Here is a 24664-nt window from a genome sequence, read left to right on the forward strand (position 1 = left end):
GTAAATGTGTGCCATTTCCTTTGTCTCCCATTGGGGATTTACCGCCATTTTTCAAGTTATAAATAGGGAGGGATATTCAGATACAATTTATATTAAACATTTTAAAATTGATTTTTTGTTATGGAGGAATATAAAAAAGTGAAAAAGAAACAACAAAAACAATCAACCTCTTGGCGTCCTAGAGGTTTTATTCAATGGTTTCTGACAGTTCTTACAGTACTAGCATTAGCTTTTATTGGTAGTTTGGCATATTATATTTGGAATCCATCAGATTTTAATGTCACATTAAGAATTTCTAATATAATGAGTCTTTTGGCAATGTTTGCATTGCAAATGCCAATGTTTTTAGTAATTCTAACATTATTTATAATTGTACTATTAATATTAGCTGTATGGAAAAAAGCTTTAATCGCTCGAGCATTGTTGATTCCTCAATTATTACTAGTATTATTTTTAATAATAGCGCCAATTACTCAGACGTTAAACTATGCTAAAAACGAGAATGTTTCCGTTTCGCTTAGTTCTCATTTTTTTGGTAAGACAGAGATAACATCAAAAGTCACACAGGACGTTGTATACGGTACAACCTCTGATGGTGTGGAATTAAAGCTTGATGTGTGGCCAGCTCATGGAGACTCAAAAAAATCACTTCACCCCGCAGTTATCATGTTACATGGAGGCGGCTGGGTTGAAGGTGATAAAGGTGGTTCACCTCATTGGTATCAAAGACTTAGTGAATTAGGATATACTGTTTTTGATGTACAATATCGTATGCCACCTCATGCGGGATGGAAAGATGAAGTAGGTGATGTAAAATCAGCAATAGGATGGGTAGTAGAACATGCGGATACTTACAAAATTGATCCTAAAAAAATAAATGTAATGGGGCAATCAGCAGGGGGAAATCTAGCTATGCTAGCCGCCTATAGTATGGGGGATGAACAGTTACCACCTTCTACTAGCATTTCACCGGTACCTATTAACTCTGTGATTAATATATACGGTCCGTCTGATATGACAGAGTTTTACAAGAATAAACGAAGTCCTGACTACGCGGAAGATGTATTGAAAAAGTATATAAAGGGTACACCTTCACAATTCCCTGATCGTTACAAAATACTCTCTCCGATCAGTTACATTAATGAAAATACACCTCCTACTATTTCATTTTATGGAACAAGTGACCGAGTTGTCCCAGATGAACAAGGTAAATCTTTAGACAGGAAGCTGAGAGAAAATAGCGTTTCACATGAATTCTATCTTCTTCCAGGAGCTGATCACGTTTTTGATGCAAAATCAGGTAGCTTAAATACGCAATTTGCTTTTGAAAAAGTAAAAGCCTTTCTTCAAAAATATAATTAATTAATAAATATAGGTAAGAACAATTTAAGAAGGTTTGTTTGCATCATTGTAAAATATAAAAATAAATGAAACACGCATTTTGAAAAAACTTAATCAAAATGCGTGTTTTTAGTATAAATCTAGTAATTTTATCAATGGGTTCAAATTGTACTTTTAAATTGTGGAAATTCAATGAATATCATATACACGTAAGGTGGCCATTTCCCTGTCAAGTAGACGATAATAAAGATACGGTTTAAAATCTTTTATTTTTGGAAGCATAAGTTTGCCACAAACAAAAAGAACCATAACCTTGCCGAAACGGCAAAGTTATGGTTCAAATCACAACTTTGATTTAAGGGGGAATATATAAGATTTTTGGTTCTGTTGCAAAGTTTTCTACATGAATCTATACTCTAGAAAACAGGGTCTAGGAGAATCAGACATGAGATATTTTAAATGAGTATTACTTTTTTTATGTGGATATTATCATGGGCTAGGTACAACAAAGAGTGGCTCTGTTTGTATCTTTTTCCATGATTTTCACATTACCACCTTTATCGAGTTTGTAAGGGGTATTATTTTTTTCTAATTTTTCAATCAAAATAGGATTCTTTGATGAACTGAAAATGATATATTCATTATTTGTATATTGATTATAGTATATGGTTATACCCGCGCATAAACATATAAGTGTAAATCCCGAAAAAAGCATATAAATTCGTTTCATAATTCAGTTCCCCTCAAATTAATTGTTTATTGATTTGTCCACCAGAGTGACCGGTTTACAGAATCATACTGATAACTAGTATATTTAATAGTCCGTTGCTAATATCTTTCCTTAAATTATCAGCCATGGCTTGCGGACTTACAGACCAACCGTTATGGACTCTACACTCATACATATCGTGTTCTTTTTTAGGTCCTGGATTATATTTTTCATGGTTATCCGCTATAATGAGACGCTCGGAATTAAAAATATTAAATAAAATTGACAATGAATATCATTTTCACTTAATATGAAGTCGTCACATTTAATTGGAGATGATTTTTATAAAAAAAGTCTACTTTTTTATTAATGTAATTCCATTAAAGTGTCACTTTCAAGAATTATCACTGATTTTTTTTATGAATTTAAACTTAGGAAGGGATAAAATAAAAATGAACTGGAAAAAAGGCGGGTTATGGATTGTTATTTTTTTCATTGTAAAAGGTACGATTTCTACACTTTTAATTGTTACAGGTGCTAAATATTTTAATTTATCATATATGCAATTTTTAGTACTAATACTGATCTTATTACTGATTTCTATAACAGGTCGTAAATTCCTTTATAGACATAAACAAACCAAAAAGCACAAAGAGATAAATATACAATGAAGCCCCAGAGACCTTTGGATTTCTGGGGCTTTACTTCGACAGTCTTTTTTTGGGATAGCACCACATCAACCAACTTACAATGCAGCTGCAATGATTGAACACTTCACACAAGCTGATGAAGATTATGGCCGTCGTGTGAAGGAAGGTATCGAAATGAAAATGAAAGAAGTGAAAGAAATGAGCAAGGATGAAGTTCCAGGTCGTGAATCTGGTCAATCAAAATATGGACTAGGCTCATTAGATGCAAATGAAGCAACAAAAGATGCTGTAAAAAAACATGAAGCAGATCCTTATTAATTAGGAAGTGAACGTAAGGTACTGTTAGAAGAGGATGTCCGATAAGCCTCTAACAGTAAAGAAACTGAGGTGAAACGAAATGTTTTTCCTCAGTTTCTTTTATCTTGTAGTTTTTCTCTGAAGTTGCCAGGCAGATACCACAATTCCAAACTCCACATGTACTTTATCGAGACCCCATAAGGAAAATCTGCGATACTACCGATTGCCCTTGATGTGACCGAACACGGCAGCAAGGATGTTTAGAATCAACATTTCAATTGATATTATATTTTGGAGAAATAATGAAAGTGGATAATGTAGATGGCCTAATATAAGGTGAAGTTGTACATAAAACCAGTCCAGAAAAGGGCACATTATAGGGCCAGATTGGAGAAGATCAATAGTAGCACTGAGAGTTAGAAGAAAAGATGAATAAAATTCAAAATGCAATTTTACAGATAGTACTTCATTATGAAGAGGAGGGACCCCTCCTCATTTTTTTATGTTCTTTTTTTCTCTTTATTTTCAAAGTACTTACAAGTGAATTTATTGATATAGTTTATTTATTGATAATTATTATAAAATAACATTGACTTTCAAATGAAAGGTGTTATCATTTAGTTACGCTTAACTTTTACTCCTATGAGGTGATGAGAAGTGAGCAAAAATCAAATATGTTAATTTGTTTCAATAAGTTAGTCAAATTATTTGCTGCTTAATTGAAATGGAGAGGGGAAACAAATATGGACACTAATACCAATGCTAATACTGGAGGATGCCCATTTATTCACGGTGGTGTTACTAGTAACAAATCTAGTGCTACGACTAATAGAGACTGGTGGCCAAACCAGTTGAACTTGAACATTCTTCATCAGCATGACCAAAAATCTAATCCTATGGGAAAAGAATTTAATTATGCTGATGAATTTAAAAAGCTAGATTATGAAGCTCTTAAAAAAGATCTTCACGATCTAATGACAGACAGCCAAGATTGGTGGCCTGCTGACTATGGACACTATGGTCCAATGTTTATCCGTATGTCTTGGCATGCTGCAGGAACATACCGTACTGGTGACGGACGTGGAGGCGGCGGAACTGGTAACCAACGTTTTGCTCCACTAAACAGCTGGGCTGATAACGCGAACGTTGATAAAGCACGTAGATTACTATGGCCAATCAAGCAAAAATACGGTAACAAGATCTCTTGGGCTGACTTATTGCTTCTAACAGGTAACGTTGCTCTTGAATCAATGGGTATTAAGCCTTTTGGTTTCGGAGGTGGACGTGCAGACATTTGGCATCCAGAAGAAGACATCTACTGGGGTACTGAAACAGAAATGCTAGGGACTAACCGTTACTCTGGTGAAAGGGAGCTTGAAAATCCACTTGCTGCCGTTCAGATGGGTCTAATTTACGTTAACCCAGAAGGTCCAGACGGTAAGCCAGATCCAATTGCAAGTGCTCACGACATTCGCGAAACATTTGGACGTATGGGGATGAATGATGAAGACACAGTTGCATTAATTGCAGGCGGACATACTTTTGGTAAGGCACATGGTGCAGGAGATGCTGCACAAATTGGTCCAGAGCCAGAGGCAGCTCCAATTGAAGCACAAGGCTTAGGTTGGTTAAGTTCATATGGAAGTGGGAAAGGTGGCGACACCATCACTAGTGGTCTTGAAGGTGCTTGGACTGCTAACCCAACACAATGGGATAACGGATACTTTGATTTATTATTCGGATATGAATGGTGGTTGACTAAGAGTCCTGCAGGAGCATATCAGTGGATGGCTGTAGACCCTGATGAAAAAGACCTTGCACCAGATGCAGCAGATTCATCCAAGAAAGTTCCGACAGTTATGTTTACATCTGATTTAGCACTCCGTCATGACCCAATCTATGAGAAGATTTCACGTCGTTTCCATGCAAATCCAGATGAGTTTGCTGATGCATTTGTTCGCGCATGGTTTAAACTTTTACACCGTGATATGGGTCCTAAAGCAAGATATCTCGGTCCAGAGGTTCCACAAGAAAATCTTATATGGCAAGATCCTGTTCCAACTGTTGATTATGAATTAACAGAAGAAGAAGTAGAAAAAATTAAAGTACTAATTCTTGACTCTGGACTTACAATCAGCGAACTAGTTACAACTGCTTGGGCTTCAGCAAGCACATTCCGTGGTTCAGATAATCGTGGTGGCGCAAATGGTGCACGTATTCGTCTTGCTCCACAAAAAGATTGGGAAGTGAACCAACCGGAACAGCTTTCAAAAGTCCTTTCAGTACTAGAAGACATTCAAAGTCATCTTGAGAAAAATGTAAGTCTTGCTGACTTAATTGTACTAGGTGGAACTGCTGCGGTAGAAAAAGCGGCTAAAGAAGCAGGTTTTGATGTAACTGTTCCTTTCGCTCCAGGACGTGGTGATGCAACTGAAGAGCAAACTGATGCAGAAAGCTTTGACGTGCTAGAGCCTGTTGCTGATGGTTTCCGTAACTATCAAAAGAAAGAGTACAGTATTAGTCCAGAAGAGCTTCTTGTAGACAAAGCACAACTACTAGGCCTTACTGCACCAGAAATGACTGCCCTTATTGGTGGTATGCGTGCTTTAGGTACAAACTATGGCGGCACAAAACAGGGTGTATTCACTAATCGTGTAGGCACACTTACTAACGACTTCTTTGTGAACCTACTTGACATTGGTGTAGAATGGAAGCCTGTAGACGGAGGCGTATACGAAGGACGTGACCGCAACACAGGTAAAGTAGTAAGAACAGCAACTAGAGTTGACCTCGTGTTCGGGTCAAACTCCGTTCTACGTGCGATTGCAGAAGTTTATGCACAAGATGATAACAAAGAAAAGTTTGTACGTGACTTTGTAGCTGCTTGGGTTAAAGTAATGAATGCAGATCGTTTTGACCTTAATTAACTGTTATTACGATTGATAAGAAAGAGTCACCTGAGATAAGCAAGCAGTCTTCTCAGGTGTCCATTTTAGCTGAAAGTATTGCCTATGATCATAACGATTACTAAAAAAGCAAAAAACTAATTAACGAATAGATAAAGATATTTTTATAAAACTATTCTCATATTTATTCTCAACCATTATTCACGTTGGGTATTCGTTGTTCTGTGGCGAATACCTATTCTTTATCTCCAAGTAAGGAGGTTAAATATTATGAAAGAGAAACTTTTTTCAAAAGAGATTGCTATTTTAAAAAAACATGGATTACGTGCAACACACCAAAGAATGCAAATCTTACAGCCATTTCCGAACGAGAAAGCCCATCGCCTTTAGGCATGGGATGATAGTGAGGTTGTATACGGAGTACCATTAAAAATCGAAAGGTTTGTGGTACTTTAAGTATCCAAAGTGCTGGTATCTGTTATTTTTTATCCTTTTTGTTGCGGTTTAACAAACAAACTGATACGTTATAACCATGATAAACGATTATAGAAGAACTAAAACAACCGTATCATTCATTAACTATCATTTTGTGTTTTGTCCACGATACAGAAGAAAGATTTTTCTAAACACAAAAGTAGAAGAACGTTTCAAAATGTTGGTTCAAGAAATATGTAACGGACTGGATATTGTTATTATCGCAATGGAATGTGATACAGACCACGTTCACTTGTTTTTAAATACAATGCCAACACTTAGTCCCGCCGATACAATGGCAAAAATTAAAGGGGTGACATCAAAGCGTTTGAGGGAAGAATTTCCTCACCTTATGCACTTGCCAAGTCTATGGACACGTTCCTATTTTGTTTCTACTGCTGGAAATGTATCAAGTGAGACAATAAAACATTATGTTGAAAATCAAAAAACAAGGGGGTGAAACTTATGTCGCAAACCATAACAGTTCAAGTTAAATTGCTTCCAACAAAAGAACAAATCTGTTTATTGGAACAAAGTAGCCACGAATATATCAGAGTCATTAATGAACTTGTATCTGAAATGGTTGAGTTAAAGAAAAGCACTAAGAAAAGTACAAAAGATGTTCTCGCTAACCTACCAAGTGCGGTTAAGAATCAAGCGATTAAAGAAGCGAAAAGTGTGTTTTCTACAAAGGTGAAAAAAAGTAAATACAAAATCGTTCCGATTTTAAAGAAACCCGTTTGCGTATGGAATAACCAAAATTATTCATTTAACTTCACACACATCTCGATTCCATTTATGGTGAATGGAAAATCAACTCGTTGGAAAATACGTGCTTTATTAGTAGATAAGAATAATCGTAACTATAATTTGTTAAAACACAGGTTAGGTACACTCCGCATCACAAAAAAATCTCACAAATGGATTGCTCAAATATCTGTTACAATTCCTACAACCGAAAAGACAGGAATAAAGATAATGGGTGTCGATTTAGGGCTAAAAGTTCCCGCTGTTGCAATAACAGACGGTGACAAGGTTCGTTTCTTCGGAAACGGAAGATGAAATAAATATATGAAACGTAAGTTTCGTAGTGTCCGCAAGCAGTTAGGAGAAGGTAAGCAATTGAATGCTATTCGCCAATATAATGATAAAGAACAAAGATGGATGAAAAACGAAGATCACAAAGTAAGTCGTAAAATTATTGATTTTGCAATATATAATAATATTTCTTTCATTCGATTAGAACAACTAACGAATATTAGACAGACGGCAAGAACAAGCCGTAAAAACGAAAAAAATCTACATACTTGGTCATTTTATCGTTTAGCACAATTCATCGAGTACAAAGCAACATTAGTTGGTATTAAGATCGAATATGTGAACCCTGCTTATACAAGTCAAACTTGTCCAAAATGTTCTGAAAAGAACAAGGCACAAGACAGAAAATACAATTGTAAATGTGGGTTTGAGACACATCGTGATATCGTTGGGGCGATGAATATTCGCTATGCAACTGTGATTGATGGTAACAGTCAATCAGCCTAAGCACCTATATGGTCTGGTTTAGGAGGGGCAATGAGATGCCCTCATCTTGAAGGCTGTTCAAAACAGAAATGGACTGCGAACGCTTAGTCATTCAAGAATCCCACCCGTTAATCCGTAAGGATTAGGGCTTGCGACTTCAGTCGTGGGAGTCTCAAAGAAGAACTACAGTTAGTAGATCAGGCTGATAATGCTTTTACTTGAATGAATTTTCCTTTTCCATACCGATTACCTGCAAGAGTTCTGGAGTTTTTTGCACCAGAATCATATTTAATTATTATTTGAGAAGGAAATAGATGTTTTTTAAATCAAAATATTTAACTTGATAAAATATAAAATACTATTGTGCCAGTAATATAAAGTTTGGAAATAAAATGAAAACAGACGATAATTAAGAAATTTGAAAACGTTTTCTCAACATCTGAAAATTCTGAATACAACAAAATGGGTTGAAGTTGCGATGGTTTAATTGTTAATATATTCCTTGTATTACCAATATATTGAAAAAGGGGGGCTTTACATGAAATTGAAAATGAAAATTAAAAAGGCTACGCAACGAGATAATCAATGTGTTTGTTTATTATTATGCTAGTTTTGAATTGAAGAAGGTGTGTAAACACCTTCTTTTTCAATGGAATGGAGAGAAGGAATGTGAAATTAAAAACGAGTCTGAACTTTAGAGGGTATCCTGATAAAAATGAAGTTGTTTATTATGATGGGGAAGAGCGAGTTATCGAAATAGATGAGTTTGAGAAATTGTGGTCGTTATTAAAAGTTTTAGAAAACCCTAAAGGTGATATCCTAGAAAACATATATGCTTGGAAGATTAAGAATAGAATGGAAGATCAAGAATTACAAACTATTATTGAATTTATAAATGAGAATCATCTTTTATATAAACAACGATATGAAGAGGAGACGGAAGAACAGTTATTTAACTTTAGAAATTCGAACTATTTTAGTGTGCATGATCGTACTGTATATGCGGATACAATTGTTCAGAAGATGAAAAGTCTAAAGGTAGTTGTTATTGGAGCTGGTACGATTGGTGCTACGTTATGTATGACACTATCTAAAATTGGTGTTGGTGAAATTATTATTATCGATTTTGATACAGTGGAGAGTAAAAATATTAGAGCACAAACAGTATTTCAAACAGAGGATATTCATAAGAAAAAAATAGATGTAATTCAGGAAAAGCTGAATAAAATGGATCCTTATGTAAAGACGCAAGGATTTGATATGAAAATAGAAACAATTCATGATTTGCTACAAGTAGACTTGAGCGGGGTAAATTATATTTTCGGAAGTTTTGATGAAGCCTCATTACAGCTGCATAAAGATATAATGGATTACTGTGATAAAGAAAACATGAAGTATTTTTTAATGGGATATCATAATGATTTTGTAAAAGTACTGAATGTAAGTAACTACAATGATGGTAGTGTAATACTTGAAAATAGCTTTAAAAATTATCATACAGATTACGTAATTTGCGAAAATAGGGGGACGATTATTCAAAGTTTGGCCGTTTCACTTATTATTACCCGTATCTTATTTGAAGATATAACAAATGACAAACATCATTTAAAAGATGGATATAGTTTTGACTTTATAAATTTCCAAACTACAACCAATAACACATTTAAGCCTCAATATGAAACATTTATACAATCACTACAATCAATAATCCCACTCGAACCAGATAAGTTAAGAAGGCAGATAAAAGAAATTTCTAATGTTTATTATGCAGCAGGACGAAACCTGCCAAAGGTAATGGAACTTGAAATACTATCTATGCACCAAGCTTTTGATATTTTAATTCATATGGATCAACTGTCTCATTTACAACTAGAAGAGGCGTATAATGAATTTGTTACACTCATGAACGATATAGAGGAATTAGATGGGAATGAAGAAGAATACGAGCAATATTTACAGATGATTCGCAGCATTCGAATTCCTTATGATGGTGAGATATATTCTATATTTGAAGCCTTTGAAATGATACGTAGTTTGAAAAATTATGGCCAGAAGGAAGAGCTTCAAAAAGATATTTACGATATTTTGAAAAACAAAGGAAATAAAATTCTTCAGTTTTTCATAAAGAGTAAGAAAAGATATTTAGCTATGGAAAGTTCAAATTATCATATGGAAGTATTTGGCGTGAAGGAAGAAACATTATTTACGTTTGAAGAGAAATTACAGCAGAAATTTCATGATCTTATAATGAAAAGTTTATCACTTATATTTCCAAATTCATCTGGGGAAGTTCAAGCTAATTTCTTAACATATAATGAAGAACAAAGAACTACAGTACCAATTGATGAGGCGAAAGAAATAATAGTAACAAGTTTGAAGAAATATGGACAAGATCGATGGACAAACTATATTGAACGGATGTTTCAAGACAATCTCATACAAATATATAATGAGGTGGAAGTGAATAAAACTTATTATTTTCCAAGTATAAAAGAAAGTAGAATTTTATGTAATTATCATGATGATGTAGATAGTTTATTTATATTGTGTCATGAATTAGGGCATGCATATTTTAATAAAAGTTATGGTGAATCATTTTTTGACGATAGCACACAGTTATTAAATGAAGTGATGGCATATTATTTTGAGATTATATGTGTACAAGCGATTTTACGGAATAATGATGTAAGAGGAGATATAAGGAGAGAAATCGCAAGACAGTATGTGAAAAGAATTCATCAAGTTGTATTATCTACATATAGCGTCCATTTGTTTGAAAAAAGTTTAATAAAACATGTACAGGAGTATGGAGAAATCTCAATAAAAGAGTTTTTGAAAATACGAGAAGAGTATAATAAGCATCCTTTATTTGAAGGTATAAGATTTCAAAATGAAACATACTCCTATTTCAATCCTCTTTTGAAGGCTTCCTTTATCTTTGAATTTGGTGATCACGTTTTGCCACCAATTGCATACTTACTTTCAGTTAGATTATGTCGTGAAGAAAACTCAACTATCCCAAAAGATATTCAAATACAAGAAGCATTATTTAATGGGATATATCGTACAGAAGAGTTTTTAAATTATATGTCAAAAGAGCTATCAAACGGGGAATTTATGGAGCAAGCTATGGATGAATTATTACGAAAATTACATAAACTTCAGTCTGTCATGTTAGAAGAGGGAGTGTATTCTAACTAAAAATATAATGGTGCAATTTAAATGGTTTTGGTGTAAATAATACATTTCTTATTTTGGATCACAATATATGCCCATCAAGCTAAGAAAAGCAAATACCCCAAAACGAGAAAATTAACATCTTCAGGTGAAAATGTACATTTTTTTATTTTGGGAGAGTTATAAAATTCTTAAGTTGATGGATGTGTGGTGAGACCCCATCGCCATCAAGCTAAAAAAGTGTATCCATAAAACGAAAAAACGCTATTCTTTTTGTAGAAATATACAGAAAGGATGCGTTTTATTTTAGGCAATATTGGCGAAGAACTAATGAACATTTGTAAGAATAAACACAAATAAACAGGTGATTAGGTAATTTTAATTGTGTAAAAATAACATAACTACAAATGATAGTATTGAAGACATGTAATACTAATCTATTAAAGCGTTAAAATTAGAATTCATCTTCCATAATTAGATTTCCAGCATCATTATCTTTCGTTAATCGTTGTTTCAAATAATTTTCTTTTGTAGTTCTATCATTTTTATGACCTACTGCAGCTGCGATAACATGAGGCGCTAGTCCCTTGTAATCATATAAATACTGTACATAAAAATGTCTGAAGAAGTGGGGAGTAATTCGAATATTCTCTGTAAAGGATAACTGGGTATCTTTAATAATTTTAGAAATATATTGTGACAAGTAATTCTCCCTATAAGCAGTATGTTTTTTTGTTTGAAATATAGTTCCGCCAATTTTATTCCCAATGTCTACAGGTAATCTTCTCCGGATTCGGAATGCAACAATACGACTAAAAACCTCCTTATTAATAGAAACAATCCGTTCATTATCTCCCTTTGTATCAACCGTTAAATAGTATCGTCCTCGTATTGCATCATATTCAAGATCTTCCCATTTCGCATGTGCCACCTCCGCAACACGTAACCCTGTAGTAGCAAGGACCGACAATAATCCATAGTTAATTTCGTTATCCTTATAGTAGTTTAGCAGCTGCTTCACTTCCTCATATGATAATTCGCGTTTTGGTTTATGTTGTTTATTAACAGTAGTACTTAGAATTTCCACATGAAGAGGTTGCTGGATATATTGAATTTCATATAGCCATTTCAAATACGAACGGATCACACCAAGTTTCCGACTAATCGTAGATGCTTTGTATTTTTCTTTTGATTGATAGGAGATTGCCTCCTGGGATAACCATTTTTGATAGTTACGTATATGTCGCTTTCTTAAGTTCCTCCAAACTTGGCCGACTACATAATCTTTAACATCTTGCTGCAGAAATTCTGTACTTTGTTTGATGAAAAAATAGAATTGGCTTAAATCACGTGCATATAGAGTTCTGGATGCATCCTTTATACGTTTTTCTTGGTCAAAATGTGTTTGCCGATTTAAAAAGTAATACAATATTTCTTCATCTGAAAATCCCTCATATGTATATGAATCTTCTCTTTCGTTATTTTCCTTTTTAAATTCAGCTTCATTTATATAATCTTGATTCCATAACGCGATTATGTTTGCGAAATTTTGTTTTTGTTTCTCTATGTTTTCTAAATAAGTTTCACTATGAATTGCATTCAATTCAAATTTCATTGTTACTCATCTCCATATTAATTCCTTTTATATCTAATATTATAACCGAATTACATTCAAAGTTATTTACATAGTAAGATTAAATTTTATAAAAATGAAAGTAAAGAGTAAGTATAGAAAATGTTCTATTTTCTATACTTATTATCTATTTACTTTTTTAAATTATCTTTTATATAATTTATAATTATATAAAAGATAATTTAATTAGAAACTGAAATTTCATTTCATATATTTTTAAAAATAAATTAAGTTATGATTGTGTTATAATTAATTTACATTATATATTTTTATCAGTTTAACTTTACATAATAAAATTATTGATTTCACATAACAGAAGTTTACACATAGGAGGAAAAGATATGTTTGAAAGACAGGAAATAAATATGAATACGAATGAAGTAAAAGCTTATTTAGGAATTAGTAGCTTCATTTTTAGTACTCTTATGAAACAAGGACAATTAAATCCAATTAATCGAGAGACCTGGCGTTTAGATGGTAGCTTTTTATTTAAGCGAGAAGACATAGAAAAGTTGAAAGAAGATCGTGAAACAGAAGGAATTACCTTATATCAGGCAGCAAAAGATTATAATGTGAGCATGTATCAACTTGAAAAGTGGATAGAAGAAGGAGATTTGACTTGTACTATACAGAAACATCGTAATCGTGAGACTAAATTTGTAAATGAGGAAGAAATACACGGATTGGTACAGCAATTGGATCAGGCTAATACGCTGTATACATTCTCACAAAAATATAATGTGGTATTGTTCCAAAAATTTATGGAAGGTAATAAATTGGCACGCATTATATCCATTCCGAAGCGCGGGGATATTGTGCTTATTGATGAGTTTGGAAACAATATGACACTAGAAGATGCAAGTAAAGTGGGGTATAAGCCTGCATATGTTCTATCCGATAAACCAAGAAGTCATCACCAAAAGTTTGTAAAATTCCGTTTCCCTAAATCAAATCAATTGCGAAGTAACATTTTTCACTTAATTGACTTGATACTGCAGTATGTATCACCAAGAAATATTAAGGTTTCTGAGGAAGATGGTTTTTGGTACTTTGATGTTCGTCAATCGATTATTCAATTACCAATGCAAATGCAGATAGAATGGATTGATTGTTTAACCCCATATATAATAGAAGGAAAATTAACAAGACGTGTTAATAATAGCGTGTATTTAGATAGCAGTAGTGTCACTAAGGCAGTAACCATAACAAGCAATGAATATCATGCAATCACAAAGATTGTAAATGAAACGAACGGTTCTATTGAAGAATTTATTGCATCCGCTATTCGTGAAAAGATTTATGCTTATCAAGCGTCAGACAACTAAATTATAAAAATAAAGAAAAGACGCTTTAAAGCGTCTTTTCTTTAGGTAGATTTAATCTGAATTAATAACAAATTCTTATGCAATAATACATATAGTGGCTTAAATCATCCCCTGAAAATTTACGTTTTCGATGTACAAAATCTTGCTCTCTAAAGAGCGTTTTTTCGTTTTTTGGTGTTATTAAATGCTCAAGTTGATGGGCATTTGACGCAACCCCTTTATGAAAAAAATCCCCACACAATGTGCAGGGATTCAGGTGTAACTAATACTGTAAATGTAAACAACCTCATAGTAATACATTCGCCCCTAAGATAGAAAAACTTATCCCAAGTGGAAAAATAGAGACATAACTGAAGTTCAATTTATAAAACTATTAGAACTGAAGAAAAATACTTTTTATAAAATAATGAAGAAATATGAAAAAAATCAGCAATCAACTACAAAGAATGAGAGCCGAATTTTCTTAGAATAGAAAACCCGGCTTATTTCATGTCGAAATTCACAATGGAATCTCATAAATATACATGACACTTGACATATATAAAAAACAAATGTAATATATAAATAACAAAAGTAAACTATAGTATTGGAGGGTTTTTAGATGCTTACCAAAGTTAAGCGGATTCGACTTGAAAAAGGTATGACACAGGGAGAATTAGCAAAATTGACAAATGTTAGCAGACAAACAATAGGTTTAATTGAACAAGGCGCATATAACCCATCTTTAAATCTCTGTATTAAGATTTGTCAAACCCTTGGAGTTACTTTAAATGATTTATTTTGGGAGGAGTCGTAACAATGAAAAATATCTTAGAAAAAATGTACTTGAGATTTATAAACAAAGGAAGCGAAAGAGATGAATATCAAATACAAGAAATAAACAAAGAGTTTGCTATTGCAGGGTTAATGTTATGGTATGCAAATATATTAGCTATGTTTATTATGCTAGTAGTTGATACTATTAATCACACCTTATCCATAGGAACTATAATTACCTTTGTGGTTAATATGCTTTACGCTAACTATTTAATGTGGAAATTAAAAAAGAATAGATTGAATGATATAGAGTGCTCTACAGAAGAAGAATTTTTTAATAAGAAAAAACAGATTAAAAAATCTAGTATTAAAGCGGGTTTGCTTTGGACCTTTGAAATGTTTATTTTAATGTGTTATGTTTTTCCTTATTTAAGCTCAGGAAAAATATCAGTTTCTTTATCTAATATTATTATATGGATTTGTGCAGGCTTATTCTTTGGTTCTAGCATGTATGTAATTTCATTATTTAATTTAAAAAAGTTATATTAATTGAAATTAGAATATAAGTGAAATATAGTCTATAGAATTAAACCCTTCTTTCTGTAAATTTTACAATTGGATATTATACATTTTTAGGCATACCGTTAGAAATTAAGAAATTTAATACATATTGAATTAGTTTTAAAAATATGATCTTTATTTGTACTCCCATAAAATCACATTTTTATGGGAGTTACTTCACGATTCATATTATAATCGCTAGCTTTAGCTTATATAAATTAAAAGCGATTAAATTAAAAACTTAATTTAATCGCTTTTTTCATTCTAATTATTATTAGATATATATTTTATTAGCAACCAGCAATTCCGCCAGCAATTCCGCCAGCTAAAGCGCCTACGCCACTTCCATAAATTACACCAGGACCAAGTTCCCAAGTGTATCCAGCTCCTGTTAGGAATCCGCTAACTGCGCCAGAAGCGATACCTGCTACACATTTACCTGCTCCACCAGCTGAAATTTCTAAAAGTTCTTTTTCTGTAAGTGTTTCTAAGTTCATAATATGATCCTCCCTTTATTTTTTATTAGCAACCAGCAATTCCGCCAGCAACGCCGCCAGCTAAAGCGCCTAGTCCGCCGCCATAAATTACACCAGGACCAAGCTCCCAAGTGTATCCAGCTCCTGTTAGGAATCCACCAACCGCGCCAGAAGCGATACCTGCTACACATTTACCTGCTCCACCAGCTGAAATTTCTAAAAGTTCTTTTTCTGTAAGTGTTTCTAAGTTCATAATATGATCCTCCCTTTATTTTTTATTAGCAACCAGCAATTCCGCCAGCAACGCCGCCAGCTAAAGCGCCTAGTCCGCCGCCATAAATTACACCAGGACCAAGCTCCCAAGTGTATCCAGCTCCTGTTAGGAATCCGCTAACTGCGCCAGAAGCGATACCTGCTACGCATTTACCTGCTCCACCAGCTGAAATTTCTAAAAGTTCTTTTTCTGTAAGTGTCTCTAAGTTCATAATATGATTCTCCTTTTATTTTTTATTAGCAACTACCAATTCCGCCAGCAACGCCGCCAGCTAAAGCGCCTACGCCACTTCCATAAATTACACCAGGACCAAGCTCCCAAGTGTAGCTAGCACCATTCAGGAATCCTAATACTGCGCCAGAAGCGATGCCTGCTACGCATTTACCTGCTCCACCAGCTGAAATTTCTAAAAGTTCTTTTTCTGTAAGTGATTCTAATTTCATAATTATTCATACCCCTCATTATTAAATTTTTGATTATTACACGTAATTAATTAGTTAATATAATAAAAATACTATTATTACTATTGTTTAATCGCGATATAACAATCACATTTTTTATAATAACACTTATTTCCAGGAAGAATAGAGAATATGCAAAATTACATATTCTCTGTTTTTTTATTATATTTAGATATAATATTTAACGTGTTACATCTAAATATTAAGGAAATGAGGCTACGGTTTTGTTCAAAAAAGAGTTTTTTTGTATTAGGCAACAGGATTTAAAAGATTGTGGACCAGCATGTCTAGCGATGATTTCTCGCCATTATGGGTTTACTACTTCTATTTCAAAGATTAGAGAAGTCGCTGGTACAGACTTAGCGGGAACAAATATTAAAGGTTTGATGGAAGCCGGTGAAAAACTGGGGTTTGAAGTAAAAGCTGTAAAAGCAACAAAACCCGAAGATTTAAAAGAAATCCCATTACCTTCAATTGCTCATGTTGTAGTCAATGGTGGTTTGTTACATTATGTAGTAATTCATAAGGTTAAAGATAATAAAATTTATATTGCTGATCCAGAAAAGGGATTAGTTACATACTTGTTAGAAGAATTCTGCCAAATGTGGACAGGTATTCTTGTATTAATGTCTCCTGGACAAGATTTTCAAAAAGGGAAAGAATCAAAGGGAACATTTTCACGATTCCTCTTATTATTAAAACAACAAAAAAATTTATTAATACCTTTGTTTTTTGCTTCTATTTTCTTTAATTTATTTGGGCTATTGGGAGCATTTTATTTTAAATTTTTAATTGATGATATCGTGGCCAATCAGTTGATACAGACGCTCCATATTGTATCAATTGGAATTATTATATTGTATATATTTAAGATAATTCTTTCTTATTTTCGCACTCATTTAATCTTATATTTAAGTAGGCGAATAGATATTCACTTAATGCTTGGGTATTATCGTCATGTTGTAGGATTACCAATGAACTTCTTTGAAACAAGAAAAGTGGGCGAAATTATTTCTCGATTTATGGACGCAAGTAAAATAAGAGATGCTTTGTCAACCATAACAGTTACTTTAATGATTGATACATTAATGGTTACAATAGGAGCCGTTTTGTTATATATCCATAGTCCAATTTTATTTGGTGTGACTTTATTATTAATACCTTTCTATATTGGTATTATTTTTGCCTTCCATAAGCCGTATCAATCCATTAATCGTAAAGAAATGGAAAGTAATGCAAAATTAAATTCTTATTTAGTAGAATCTTTAAATGGAATTGCAACTGTAAAGTCTTATAACGCGGAAAAAGAAGTGTTTTTTCAAACTGAAAGTCGTTTTATTAATCTACTAAGGCATGTATTTAAAAGAGGAATGCTATCAAATTTACAAGGCTCTATTAAAATGGGACTTGAATTAATTGGTGGAACTATCATCCTTTGGGTTGGTTCCATACAAGTATTAAAAGGGAATATGACGATAGGTGAGTTAATTACATATAATGCACTTTTGGCATACTTTTTAAATCCAATTGAAAATTTGATTGGTATTCAGCCTACCATGCAGTCTGCACTAGTCGCTGGAGAACGATTAAATGAAATTTTTGATTTAAATCAAGAAAAGAGTGAAAAAGAGGATAATAAAGTATCTCCTAAACAATTATCCGGTAAAATTCAATGTTCAAATGTTACATTTCGTTATGGAACACGTAAAAATGTATTAAATAACATAAGTTTTTCAATTGAATCAGGTAGTCAAGTAGCATTTGTAGGAGAGAGTGGATCAGGTAAAACAACCATTTCAAAACTATTAATGCATTATTATGAATCTCAACAAGGGAATATATATTATGATGATTATCATATCAAAGAGATAAGCCGTACTGCATTACGAGATCGAATTGCATATGTTTCTCAAGAGTCATTCTTCTTTAGTGCTTCTATTTATGAGAATTTATGTTTTGGTTTAACACGACAAGTTACTTTGGAAGAGATTATACACGTATGTAAGCAAGCTTGTATACATGAGTTTATTAGTGAACTACCGTTACGTTATGAAACTCTCTTAGAAGAAAATGCGTCAAATTTATCCGGCGGACAAAGACAACGTTTAGCAATTGCAAGAGCGTTATTAAAAAAACCAGATATTTTAATTTTAGATGAAGCGACAAGTAATTTAGATTCTACAACTGAAAAACATATTACCGATATGTTAAAGGAGTTGGGATTACAAGGGGTTACTGTAATTATGATTGCGCATCGATTAAGTACAATACAGCATGCAAATCAAATTTTCGTGATGGAACAAGGAAATATTAAAGAACAAGGCTCCCATGAAGAATTATTATTCCATAAAGGAGAGTATTATCGTTTGTGGAAGAATCAAACTGTTCATATAGAACACATAGAATCTCAATCTTATGCAATGCGGGGTGTTCAAGATGAGTAAGATTTATTCGTTTGATCAGTTAACTGATAGTAAGGAATTATTAGAAAGAAAACCACCTCGTTTTATTGCTGGATTACTTGTTTTTCTTTTGACGAGCTTATTTGTTTTTTTAATCTGGGCTTATGTCAGTAAGATAGATATTGTAAGTAAGGGAACGGCAATGATACAAGGAAAATCAGATGCAAGTGTGTCTCGTACTCAAATTGTAGGTGTGGTTGATATGGTTGCTGTTAAGTCTGGTGATGAAGTAAAAAAAGGAGATATTTTAATTCAATTAAAAAATCAAGAATTAACAGATAAACAAAATCAGACGAATCAAATTGTAGAACATTTAGAAAAACAAAAAGGGATGTTAGAGCAGTTGAAAGAGAGTATCCGGTCTCATAAATCTTCTTTTCCTGATGATGTGGATAAAAAAATAAGAGAAGAATATCAGGCTTATGATCAAAGATATCAATCTATACAAAATGAAAATGACAATGAAATAAAAAAAATAGAGAATAGTAAATTTTCAAACGAACAAGATGAAGTTTTACAAGGACTAATTGCAGAAAAGGAAAATATCCAAAGGGAAATAGACACAATTGAAAAACAAAAAACAAAAGAAAATATATTAGAAGATCAAAAACAAGTAATGAATGATAAAATAGGGAATTTAGAATCTCAACAAAACAGTGTAGAAAAGCGTATCCAACAACGAAAAGAAACTTTAGAGCATGAAAGAACAAAAGTTGATGTTACTAAAGAAGGAAAGCAAGAACAAAAGAAAGATGCTTTAAATCAATATAAAGAAGAGTCTATGATTTCAGTGAATCAACGTATTCAATCCCTAGAACAAGAACTATTTATTAAAAAGCAAGAGCTAGATGGACTGCGTCATCAAAATGAAACGACAATCATAAAAGCACAAAAAGACGGGATTGTACAATTTCCTTCCATCTTGCAACAAGGGGATTTAATTAATCCTGGCCAAGAGATTGTTTCAATTATCCCAAAAGAAGAACAAAAAAAAGTAAGAATCTTATTACCAGCTCAAGAGATAAAAGGAATAAAAAAAGGAGATAAAGTACAATATTCGTTTAAGTTACAGAAAACGGATAAACAAATGGGACAAATAACATATGTATCAGCATATCCTACTTTTGATAAAAATACGAGAGGGTATATGTATGAACTAGAAGCCACAATTGATACAAAAGAAAAACAAGAACTACATACAGGAATGGTTGGTAGAGCTTCAGTCATTACAGGAGAAGAACCGGTATGGAAATTTATTTTAAGAAAATTAGATTTTATTTCCAATTGAAATAGTTAAAAATAGATTCATATAAGGGGACAGAATTAAGTATGAAAAAGTATTTTTCTAGTATAATCATGTTGATTTTATTAATGGTTTATTTTCCTTTATCCGTTACATATGCACAGGAAAAAAACATCAATTTAAGCAATATTGAGCAAATGACTAGTGTTTTTAATGATAATACTAATCTAGGAGAAAAAATCAGCTATATTAGAAATAGTGATTTGAATAATTGGCCAGTTAAAGAAATGAATCAGGCCCTAGATAAAATAGATAATTTAAATCTGAGTATAATGGAACGAGCAAGTTTAAAGAGAGAGGTAATACGTTCTTCAGGATTTTCTAATTTTGATTTTAAAGAAACAAATTCGGATGTATTAGCATTTAAGGAATTAAAAATAGAAATTATAGAGACTGATAAGCTACTTACATTATATAGAAGAAGCAAGGCTGGTGAACCAGAATCTAAATATGGTCTTGGTTATTGGTGGGGAGATAAAGAAAGAAATATTGAAGAAACTAGAAATGAGTTAGCCGTATTAGAAGCTTGGGGGAATCCGCTCAATATACAATATAAAATCACGGTACCTAAAGGGACCAGAATACTTAAAGGAATTACATCTTCTCAAACTCAATACCTTAAAGGTACAAGTATAGTTCAAGAATATAGAGAAGGTGGAGCTATGCAATACTGGATTAATAAGATAGATAACAGCTGGTTACAATAAAAAATTATTAGGAGGATGACATGACAAATCATCATGAATTTATAAGTTTAGCTTTAGATTGTGAGCGTATTATAAAACAAAATATTCCTAGTAATCCTGACGATGCTAAAAGATATCATTTAATGTTAAACGAACTTAAAGGATTAAGAATGACCATAAAATTAAACCAATTAAATGACAAGTTATATTATTTATCAATCACACAAATGCTTGAAAAAGATGATCCCAAAAAAGTATTACAAGCTGTTTTAAAACTTAATACATTTTATTGTAACTACTATCAAAATTTATAAAATTTTCAACCCAATAAACTTGAGCTTATATTATTTAAAATAACATAACTCATAGTGGCAGGCACTCGAAAGGGTGCCTTTTCTTTAAACCTAATAAGAAAGATGGTCTTAACGTACAGCATACACCTCAAAATATGTCCGGATTGTGTCTAAACATACAATTTTCTTTTTTTGATATGGTGACCCCATGCCCATCAACTTAAGAAAAATAAATGCCCCAAAAACGAAAAAATGGGCGACTTCTCAGAATAACTATATGTAGAGAAAGAAAATTTTCATTTAGGGGGTATATGAAAATCTTAGCTCGATGGTGATGTGTTGTGACCCCTAATATGTAAAATTGCATAGAATTACTAGTCCAGATTAGCATATAATGTAATAGAACTGCTCAGATTTTTTCTTTAATCGTTAGATTCGAACCTAACGTCCTATCACATTTACAAAATGTGTAAACCTAGAAACTGTGGAAAGGCATCCGGAAGGATGTCTTTTTCTTTGGCTCTGGTGCAAAAAACTTTGAAGTATATGAAAATGGTCTATCAAACTTTGACATACTGGATAGTACTACTCTATAAAACATTTAAATAACATAGTAGAACAAGATCATTGTTCTATTAAAAAACGTATACGCTCTATGTTGGGATTTAAATCATACAAAACATCAGCCTCTATATTGAGTGGTGTAGAAGCGATGCATATGATCAAAAAGAATAAATTGATTTACAGAATCAGCCTGTCCAAAATCAGAATATTTTTATCAACCAGCTGTTTGGATTAACTGCTTAACAGGTGATTCCGTTAGGAATTCGTGATTCTTTTTTTATTTATCATCTTTTTGCACCAGAGCCGGAAAAGGTATGTCGCTGGAAACCGCTGATATACAGACGTTCCTACATACTTACTTATCTTTAGTTTACATAACATATATTATCATTAGTCATTAAAAATATAAAAATCTATCTCAATAACAAAAGTAATCTTATGTTATTGAGATAGGAAATCAATAGCTATTGTATTAGATTATTTGGTTCTATAGTTAATCAGTCTTTTTTTACTTATTTGAAGAATTCTTGTGATTTACTTTATCATAGTTTTATTTTAACCACGCACAGCTTCACTACAAAAGCAACTGTTCCATACAGGCGTTGGAATCTTTGTATCTCAAAACAAAGAGTATTCTAGGTTTTTGAGATAGAAACAATTTTAGTGTATTAGCAAAATTATTTTCACCCTAATTTTATGTTTTTTTTAACTGTTTCTCTTCCTTTATTTTTAAGGTATCTACAAGAACTTAAACCAAGCTATATTGTTACAACAATATAGCTTGGTTTGGAATATATAGTTAACTACTCGGAAGCTATCAATCCAGTTTTATAGATCTTATTCTGACATCTCCAGCCTAATTCTTTTAATTTCAAAACAAATGGATGCCATTTACTTAATGTACTATACCATTCTCCTCTTTTTTCCCTCCATTTGAATAGATTTTGCTTTTCCATACCAATCATATCCTTTTTTAGACTACTAGTATCAATATGTCCAAGTTTAGGAGGTTACTTACAAGCGTTTAGGAGTATTTGCACCAGAACCCTATATATTAACCCCGCCCTAAATTTAGAATGGGGTTATGCTTGTTATGCTTTCGCAATCGTATGATATTGATTGCCTTTAGGAAAGTGTATTGTCACTTTTGTATATTTATTCTCTTTCGATTCGATAGAGATATCATGCCCTAATTTATGAGACAGATGTTTCGCTAAATATAATCCTAATCCCGTTGATTTCGTATGAACTCGCCCATTCGCGCCTGTAAAACCGCGCTCAAACACACGCCCAATATCTTCAAGCCTAATACCAATACCATTATCTTGAATAATGAGGCGCTTTTCATTTCCATTTTCCTCTCCAATAAACTTAATTTCTCCATGCGAATCAGTATACTTCAATGAATTCGCCACAATCTGATCAACAATAAAAGATAGCCATTTTGTATCACTCTCTACTAGAAGTTGCAATTTGGTTCGCTCAAATTGAATGCGCTTTGAAATAAATGTCTTAGCATACTTTTTCATACTAGCTCCCGTAATCGCCTCTAGAGAAACTTCTTGAATGAAATAATCTTTTGAGAAGGAATCCAGCCGTGAATAATATAAAGCTTGTTCAACGAAATGATCTATTTTTCCTAGCTCATCCTCTAATCTATCAATTAAAATATCCGCCGATTTGCCGCTACGTATCAATAGTTGACTAGCAGAAATCGGTATTTTAACCTCATGAATCCACGACATAATAAAGTCATGATATTCTTTTTTCTCCTCATGTAATACGTACATTTTCTCCTGTTGCTCTAAGTACATTTTTTTTAATATCTCTGTATACAGTTCCTGTTCATATGTATGTGGATTTGGGATTGCAATAACCGTATCCTGCTCTAAATGAAGAGAAATATAAAGCTCTGTATAAAATCTTTTATGGTAAAAATACCCGATGATAAGATAGATAAGAATAAAGATTGCACTTACAACATTGATATACAAAAGATTTGCTTTTGTATTACTTAATCCATCACTTAAATAAATCATAGTAGAAATAAATAACATAATCAAAAAGTACAGAAACATAAAATAACGGCGTTCGTTTATGTAGCGAAAAATACTCATGTAATAATGTAACCTTGCCCTTTCTTCGTATGAATAAGCTCCTCTTTCCCAAGTTCAGCAAGCTTCTTCCTTACACGAGCGACGTTTACTGTTAATGTATTATCATCAACAAAACTATCATTTTCCCAAAGTTTACGCATAATATTATCACGACTTACAATAGATCCTATATTTTGCATTAATATCTGTAAAATTTTAAACTCATTTTTTGTTAATTCCAATATTTGATTATGATATGTTACTTCCCCGGTCTGTAAATTTAATACGACTCCTTCATATTCAACAACATGTTTTTCAGTTTGTGTATAAGAATATGTACGTCTCATAAGAGCCTGAATTTTAGCAACTAATACATCTGTATAAAATGGTTTCTGTACAAAATCATCTCCCCCCATATTCATAGCCATTACCATGTCCATAGGATTATCACGAGATGACAAGAATATAATTGGTACTTTCGATACTTCACGAATTTTTCTACACCAATAAAATCCATCAAAATACGGAAGATTAATATCAAGTAAAACAAGTTGTGGAGATTTAGCCAAAAAATCGTTTAAAATATGTTCGAAGTTTGTACTCGCCCATACTTCAAATCCCCATTTCCCTAACTCATCAGCCACTGTTTCACGAATGGTTGGTTCATCTTCGACTAATAAAACTTTCATAAAGAGT

Annotated in this window: 20 protein-coding genes and 3 pseudogenes; 15 read left to right on the forward strand and 8 right to left on the reverse strand. The window is 32.7% G+C overall.

The genetic code is table 11. From position 1 onward, the window contains the following. Positions 1-138: 138 nt before the first annotated feature. Positions 139-1362 (forward strand): alpha/beta hydrolase, encoded by a 1224-nt coding sequence (locus tag BAU28_RS20075; RefSeq protein WP_071719713.1) that lies wholly within the window; start codon positions 139-141, stop codon positions 1360-1362. A 475-nt stretch (positions 1363-1837) separates the two neighbouring features. On the opposite strand, the gene BAU28_RS20080 is transcribed toward BAU28_RS20075, so the two are convergent. Next, positions 1838-2071, reverse strand: a complete 234-nt coding sequence (locus tag BAU28_RS20080) for a hypothetical protein (RefSeq protein WP_071719714.1) — start codon at positions 2069-2071, stop codon at positions 1838-1840. 431 nt (positions 2072-2502) lie between these two features. On the opposite strand from BAU28_RS20080, the gene BAU28_RS20085 reads away from it, so the two are divergent. From BAU28_RS20085 to BAU28_RS20110, 6 genes and pseudogenes are all read left to right on the forward strand, one after another. Further along, positions 2503-2721: a hypothetical protein gene (locus tag BAU28_RS20085; RefSeq protein WP_071719715.1), complete on the forward strand. Its 219-nt coding sequence runs from the start codon at positions 2503-2505 to the stop codon at positions 2719-2721. An 87-nt stretch (positions 2722-2808) separates the two neighbouring features. Then, positions 2809-3018: pseudogene (locus BAU28_RS20090) on the forward strand (catalase); the annotation flags it as partial. A 722-nt stretch (positions 3019-3740) separates the two neighbouring features. Next, positions 3741-5924, forward strand: coding sequence for a catalase/peroxidase HPI (gene katG, locus BAU28_RS20095; protein ID WP_071719716.1), 2184 nt, complete (start codon positions 3741-3743; stop codon positions 5922-5924). A gap of 511 nt (positions 5925-6435) precedes the next feature. Continuing rightward, positions 6436-6837 carry an IS200/IS605 family transposase gene (tnpA, locus tag BAU28_RS20100; protein ID WP_033733370.1) on the forward strand — a complete coding sequence of 134 codons (402 nt, stop codon included), beginning with the start codon at positions 6436-6438 and terminating at the stop codon, positions 6835-6837. Positions 6838-6842: 5 nt separating this feature from the next. Beyond that, positions 6843-7922: pseudogene (locus BAU28_RS20105) on the forward strand (RNA-guided endonuclease TnpB family protein). A gap of 648 nt (positions 7923-8570) precedes the next feature. After that, complete coding sequence (locus tag BAU28_RS20110) at positions 8571-11102, forward strand: ThiF family adenylyltransferase (RefSeq protein WP_071719717.1); 2532 nt, start codon at positions 8571-8573, stop codon at positions 11100-11102. Between the two features lie 430 nt (positions 11103-11532). On the opposite strand, the gene BAU28_RS20115 is transcribed toward BAU28_RS20110, so the two are convergent. Next, positions 11533-12693: a tyrosine-type recombinase/integrase gene (locus BAU28_RS20115; protein WP_071719718.1), complete on the reverse strand. Its 1161-nt coding sequence runs from the start codon at positions 12691-12693 to the stop codon at positions 11533-11535. A gap of 359 nt (positions 12694-13052) precedes the next feature. On the opposite strand from BAU28_RS20115, the gene BAU28_RS20120 reads away from it, so the two are divergent. The 3 genes from BAU28_RS20120 (at position 13053) to BAU28_RS20130 (ending at position 15341) form a co-directional block, all read left to right on the forward strand. Beyond that, positions 13053-14036: a DNA-binding protein gene (locus tag BAU28_RS20120; RefSeq protein WP_071719719.1), complete on the forward strand. Its 984-nt coding sequence runs from the start codon at positions 13053-13055 to the stop codon at positions 14034-14036. A 601-nt stretch (positions 14037-14637) separates the two neighbouring features. Beyond that, positions 14638-14832 carry a helix-turn-helix transcriptional regulator gene (locus BAU28_RS20125; protein WP_071719720.1) on the forward strand — a complete coding sequence of 65 codons (195 nt, stop codon included), beginning with the start codon at positions 14638-14640 and terminating at the stop codon, positions 14830-14832. 2 nt (positions 14833-14834) lie between these two features. After that, positions 14835-15341, forward strand: coding sequence for a DUF3278 domain-containing protein (locus tag BAU28_RS20130; protein WP_071719721.1), 507 nt, complete (start codon positions 14835-14837; stop codon positions 15339-15341). Between the two features lie 302 nt (positions 15342-15643). Here BAU28_RS20130 and BAU28_RS20135 read toward each other — a convergent pair whose 3' ends face one another. From BAU28_RS20135 to BAU28_RS20150, 4 genes are read right to left on the reverse strand one after another with little or no spacing between them, the layout of a single operon-like run. After that, entirely contained in the window at positions 15644-15850 is a 207-nt protein-coding gene (locus BAU28_RS20135; RefSeq protein WP_071719722.1) for a Blp family class II bacteriocin, read from the reverse strand. 25 nt (positions 15851-15875) lie between these two features. Next, positions 15876-16082: a hypothetical protein gene (locus tag BAU28_RS20140; protein ID WP_071719723.1), complete on the reverse strand. Its 207-nt coding sequence runs from the start codon at positions 16080-16082 to the stop codon at positions 15876-15878. 25 nt (positions 16083-16107) lie between these two features. Continuing rightward, positions 16108-16314, reverse strand: coding sequence for a hypothetical protein (locus BAU28_RS20145; RefSeq protein WP_071719724.1), 207 nt, complete (start codon positions 16312-16314; stop codon positions 16108-16110). Positions 16315-16339: 25 nt separating this feature from the next. Continuing rightward, the gene (locus tag BAU28_RS20150) at positions 16340-16546 is read right to left on the reverse strand and encodes a Blp family class II bacteriocin (RefSeq protein WP_071719725.1); all 207 of its coding nucleotides are present in this window, start codon (positions 16544-16546) and stop codon (positions 16340-16342) included. Positions 16547-16788: 242 nt separating this feature from the next. On the opposite strand from BAU28_RS20150, the gene BAU28_RS20155 reads away from it, so the two are divergent. The 5 genes and pseudogenes from BAU28_RS20155 to BAU28_RS20175 form a co-directional block, all read left to right on the forward strand. After that, positions 16789-19008 carry a peptidase domain-containing ABC transporter gene (locus BAU28_RS20155; protein ID WP_071719726.1) on the forward strand — a complete coding sequence of 740 codons (2220 nt, stop codon included), beginning with the start codon at positions 16789-16791 and terminating at the stop codon, positions 19006-19008. Then, entirely contained in the window at positions 19001-20314 is a 1314-nt protein-coding gene (locus BAU28_RS20160) for a putative HlyD family type I secretion protein (RefSeq protein WP_071719727.1), read from the forward strand. Before BAU28_RS20155 ends, BAU28_RS20160 begins: the two co-directional genes overlap by 8 nt. Before the next feature lie 41 nt (positions 20315-20355). Further along, positions 20356-21036, forward strand: a complete 681-nt coding sequence (locus tag BAU28_RS20165; protein ID WP_071719728.1) for an autotransporter — start codon at positions 20356-20358, stop codon at positions 21034-21036. 20 nt (positions 21037-21056) lie between these two features. After that, the gene (locus BAU28_RS20170) at positions 21057-21329 is read left to right on the forward strand and encodes a hypothetical protein (protein ID WP_071719729.1); all 273 of its coding nucleotides are present in this window, start codon (positions 21057-21059) and stop codon (positions 21327-21329) included. A 571-nt stretch (positions 21330-21900) separates the two neighbouring features. Beyond that, positions 21901-22115: pseudogene (locus BAU28_RS20175) on the forward strand (DDE-type integrase/transposase/recombinase); the annotation flags it as partial. An 848-nt stretch (positions 22116-22963) separates the two neighbouring features. Here BAU28_RS20175 and BAU28_RS20180 read toward each other — a convergent pair. Together BAU28_RS20180 and BAU28_RS20185 are read right to left on the reverse strand one after the other, a co-directional pair. Further along, a complete protein-coding gene (locus tag BAU28_RS20180) occupies positions 22964-23989 on the reverse strand; it encodes a sensor histidine kinase (RefSeq protein WP_071719730.1) in 1026 nt (341 codons plus the stop codon). Beyond that, complete coding sequence (locus tag BAU28_RS20185) at positions 23986-24657, reverse strand: response regulator transcription factor (protein ID WP_071719731.1); 672 nt, start codon at positions 24655-24657, stop codon at positions 23986-23988. Before BAU28_RS20185 ends, BAU28_RS20180 begins: the two co-directional genes overlap by 4 nt. Positions 24658-24664: the final 7 nt, after the last annotated feature.

Source organism: Bacillus paramycoides (assembly GCF_001884235.1).
In the GTDB taxonomy this organism is placed as follows: Bacteria; Bacillota; Bacilli; order Bacillales; family Bacillaceae_G; genus Bacillus_A; species Bacillus_A paramycoides.

Bases quoted from the DNA above. Each gene is read 5' to 3' on its own strand.
- BAU28_RS20080 (WP_071719714.1), bottom strand. From the start codon at position 2,071: ATGAAACGAATTTATATGCTTTTTTCGGGATTTACACTTATATGTTTA.
- BAU28_RS20085 (WP_071719715.1), top strand. From the start codon at position 2,503: ATGAACTGGAAAAAAGGCGGGTTATGGATTGTTATTTTTTTCATTGTA.
- katG (WP_071719716.1), top strand. From the start codon at position 3,741: ATGGACACTAATACCAATGCTAATACTGGAGGATGCCCATTTATTCAC.
- tnpA (WP_033733370.1), top strand. From the start codon at position 6,436: ATGATAAACGATTATAGAAGAACTAAAACAACCGTATCATTCATTAAC.
- BAU28_RS20115 (WP_071719718.1), bottom strand. From the start codon at position 12,693: ATGAAATTTGAATTGAATGCAATTCATAGTGAAACTTATTTAGAAAAC.
- BAU28_RS20120 (WP_071719719.1), top strand. From the start codon at position 13,053: ATGTTTGAAAGACAGGAAATAAATATGAATACGAATGAAGTAAAAGCT.
- BAU28_RS20125 (WP_071719720.1), top strand. From the start codon at position 14,638: ATGCTTACCAAAGTTAAGCGGATTCGACTTGAAAAAGGTATGACACAG.
- BAU28_RS20130 (WP_071719721.1), top strand. From the start codon at position 14,835: ATGAAAAATATCTTAGAAAAAATGTACTTGAGATTTATAAACAAAGGA.
- BAU28_RS20135 (WP_071719722.1), bottom strand. From the start codon at position 15,850: ATGAACTTAGAAACACTTACAGAAAAAGAACTTTTAGAAATTTCAGCT.
- BAU28_RS20140 (WP_071719723.1), bottom strand. From the start codon at position 16,082: ATGAACTTAGAAACACTTACAGAAAAAGAACTTTTAGAAATTTCAGCT.
- BAU28_RS20145 (WP_071719724.1), bottom strand. From the start codon at position 16,314: ATGAACTTAGAGACACTTACAGAAAAAGAACTTTTAGAAATTTCAGCT.
- BAU28_RS20150 (WP_071719725.1), bottom strand. From the start codon at position 16,546: ATGAAATTAGAATCACTTACAGAAAAAGAACTTTTAGAAATTTCAGCT.
- BAU28_RS20160 (WP_071719727.1), top strand. From the start codon at position 19,001: ATGAGTAAGATTTATTCGTTTGATCAGTTAACTGATAGTAAGGAATTA.
- BAU28_RS20165 (WP_071719728.1), top strand. From the start codon at position 20,356: ATGAAAAAGTATTTTTCTAGTATAATCATGTTGATTTTATTAATGGTT.
- BAU28_RS20170 (WP_071719729.1), top strand. From the start codon at position 21,057: ATGACAAATCATCATGAATTTATAAGTTTAGCTTTAGATTGTGAGCGT.
- BAU28_RS20180 (WP_071719730.1), bottom strand. From the start codon at position 23,989: ATGAGTATTTTTCGCTACATAAACGAACGCCGTTATTTTATGTTTCTG.
- BAU28_RS20185 (WP_071719731.1), bottom strand. From the start codon at position 24,657: ATGAAAGTTTTATTAGTCGAAGATGAACCAACCATTCGTGAAACAGTG.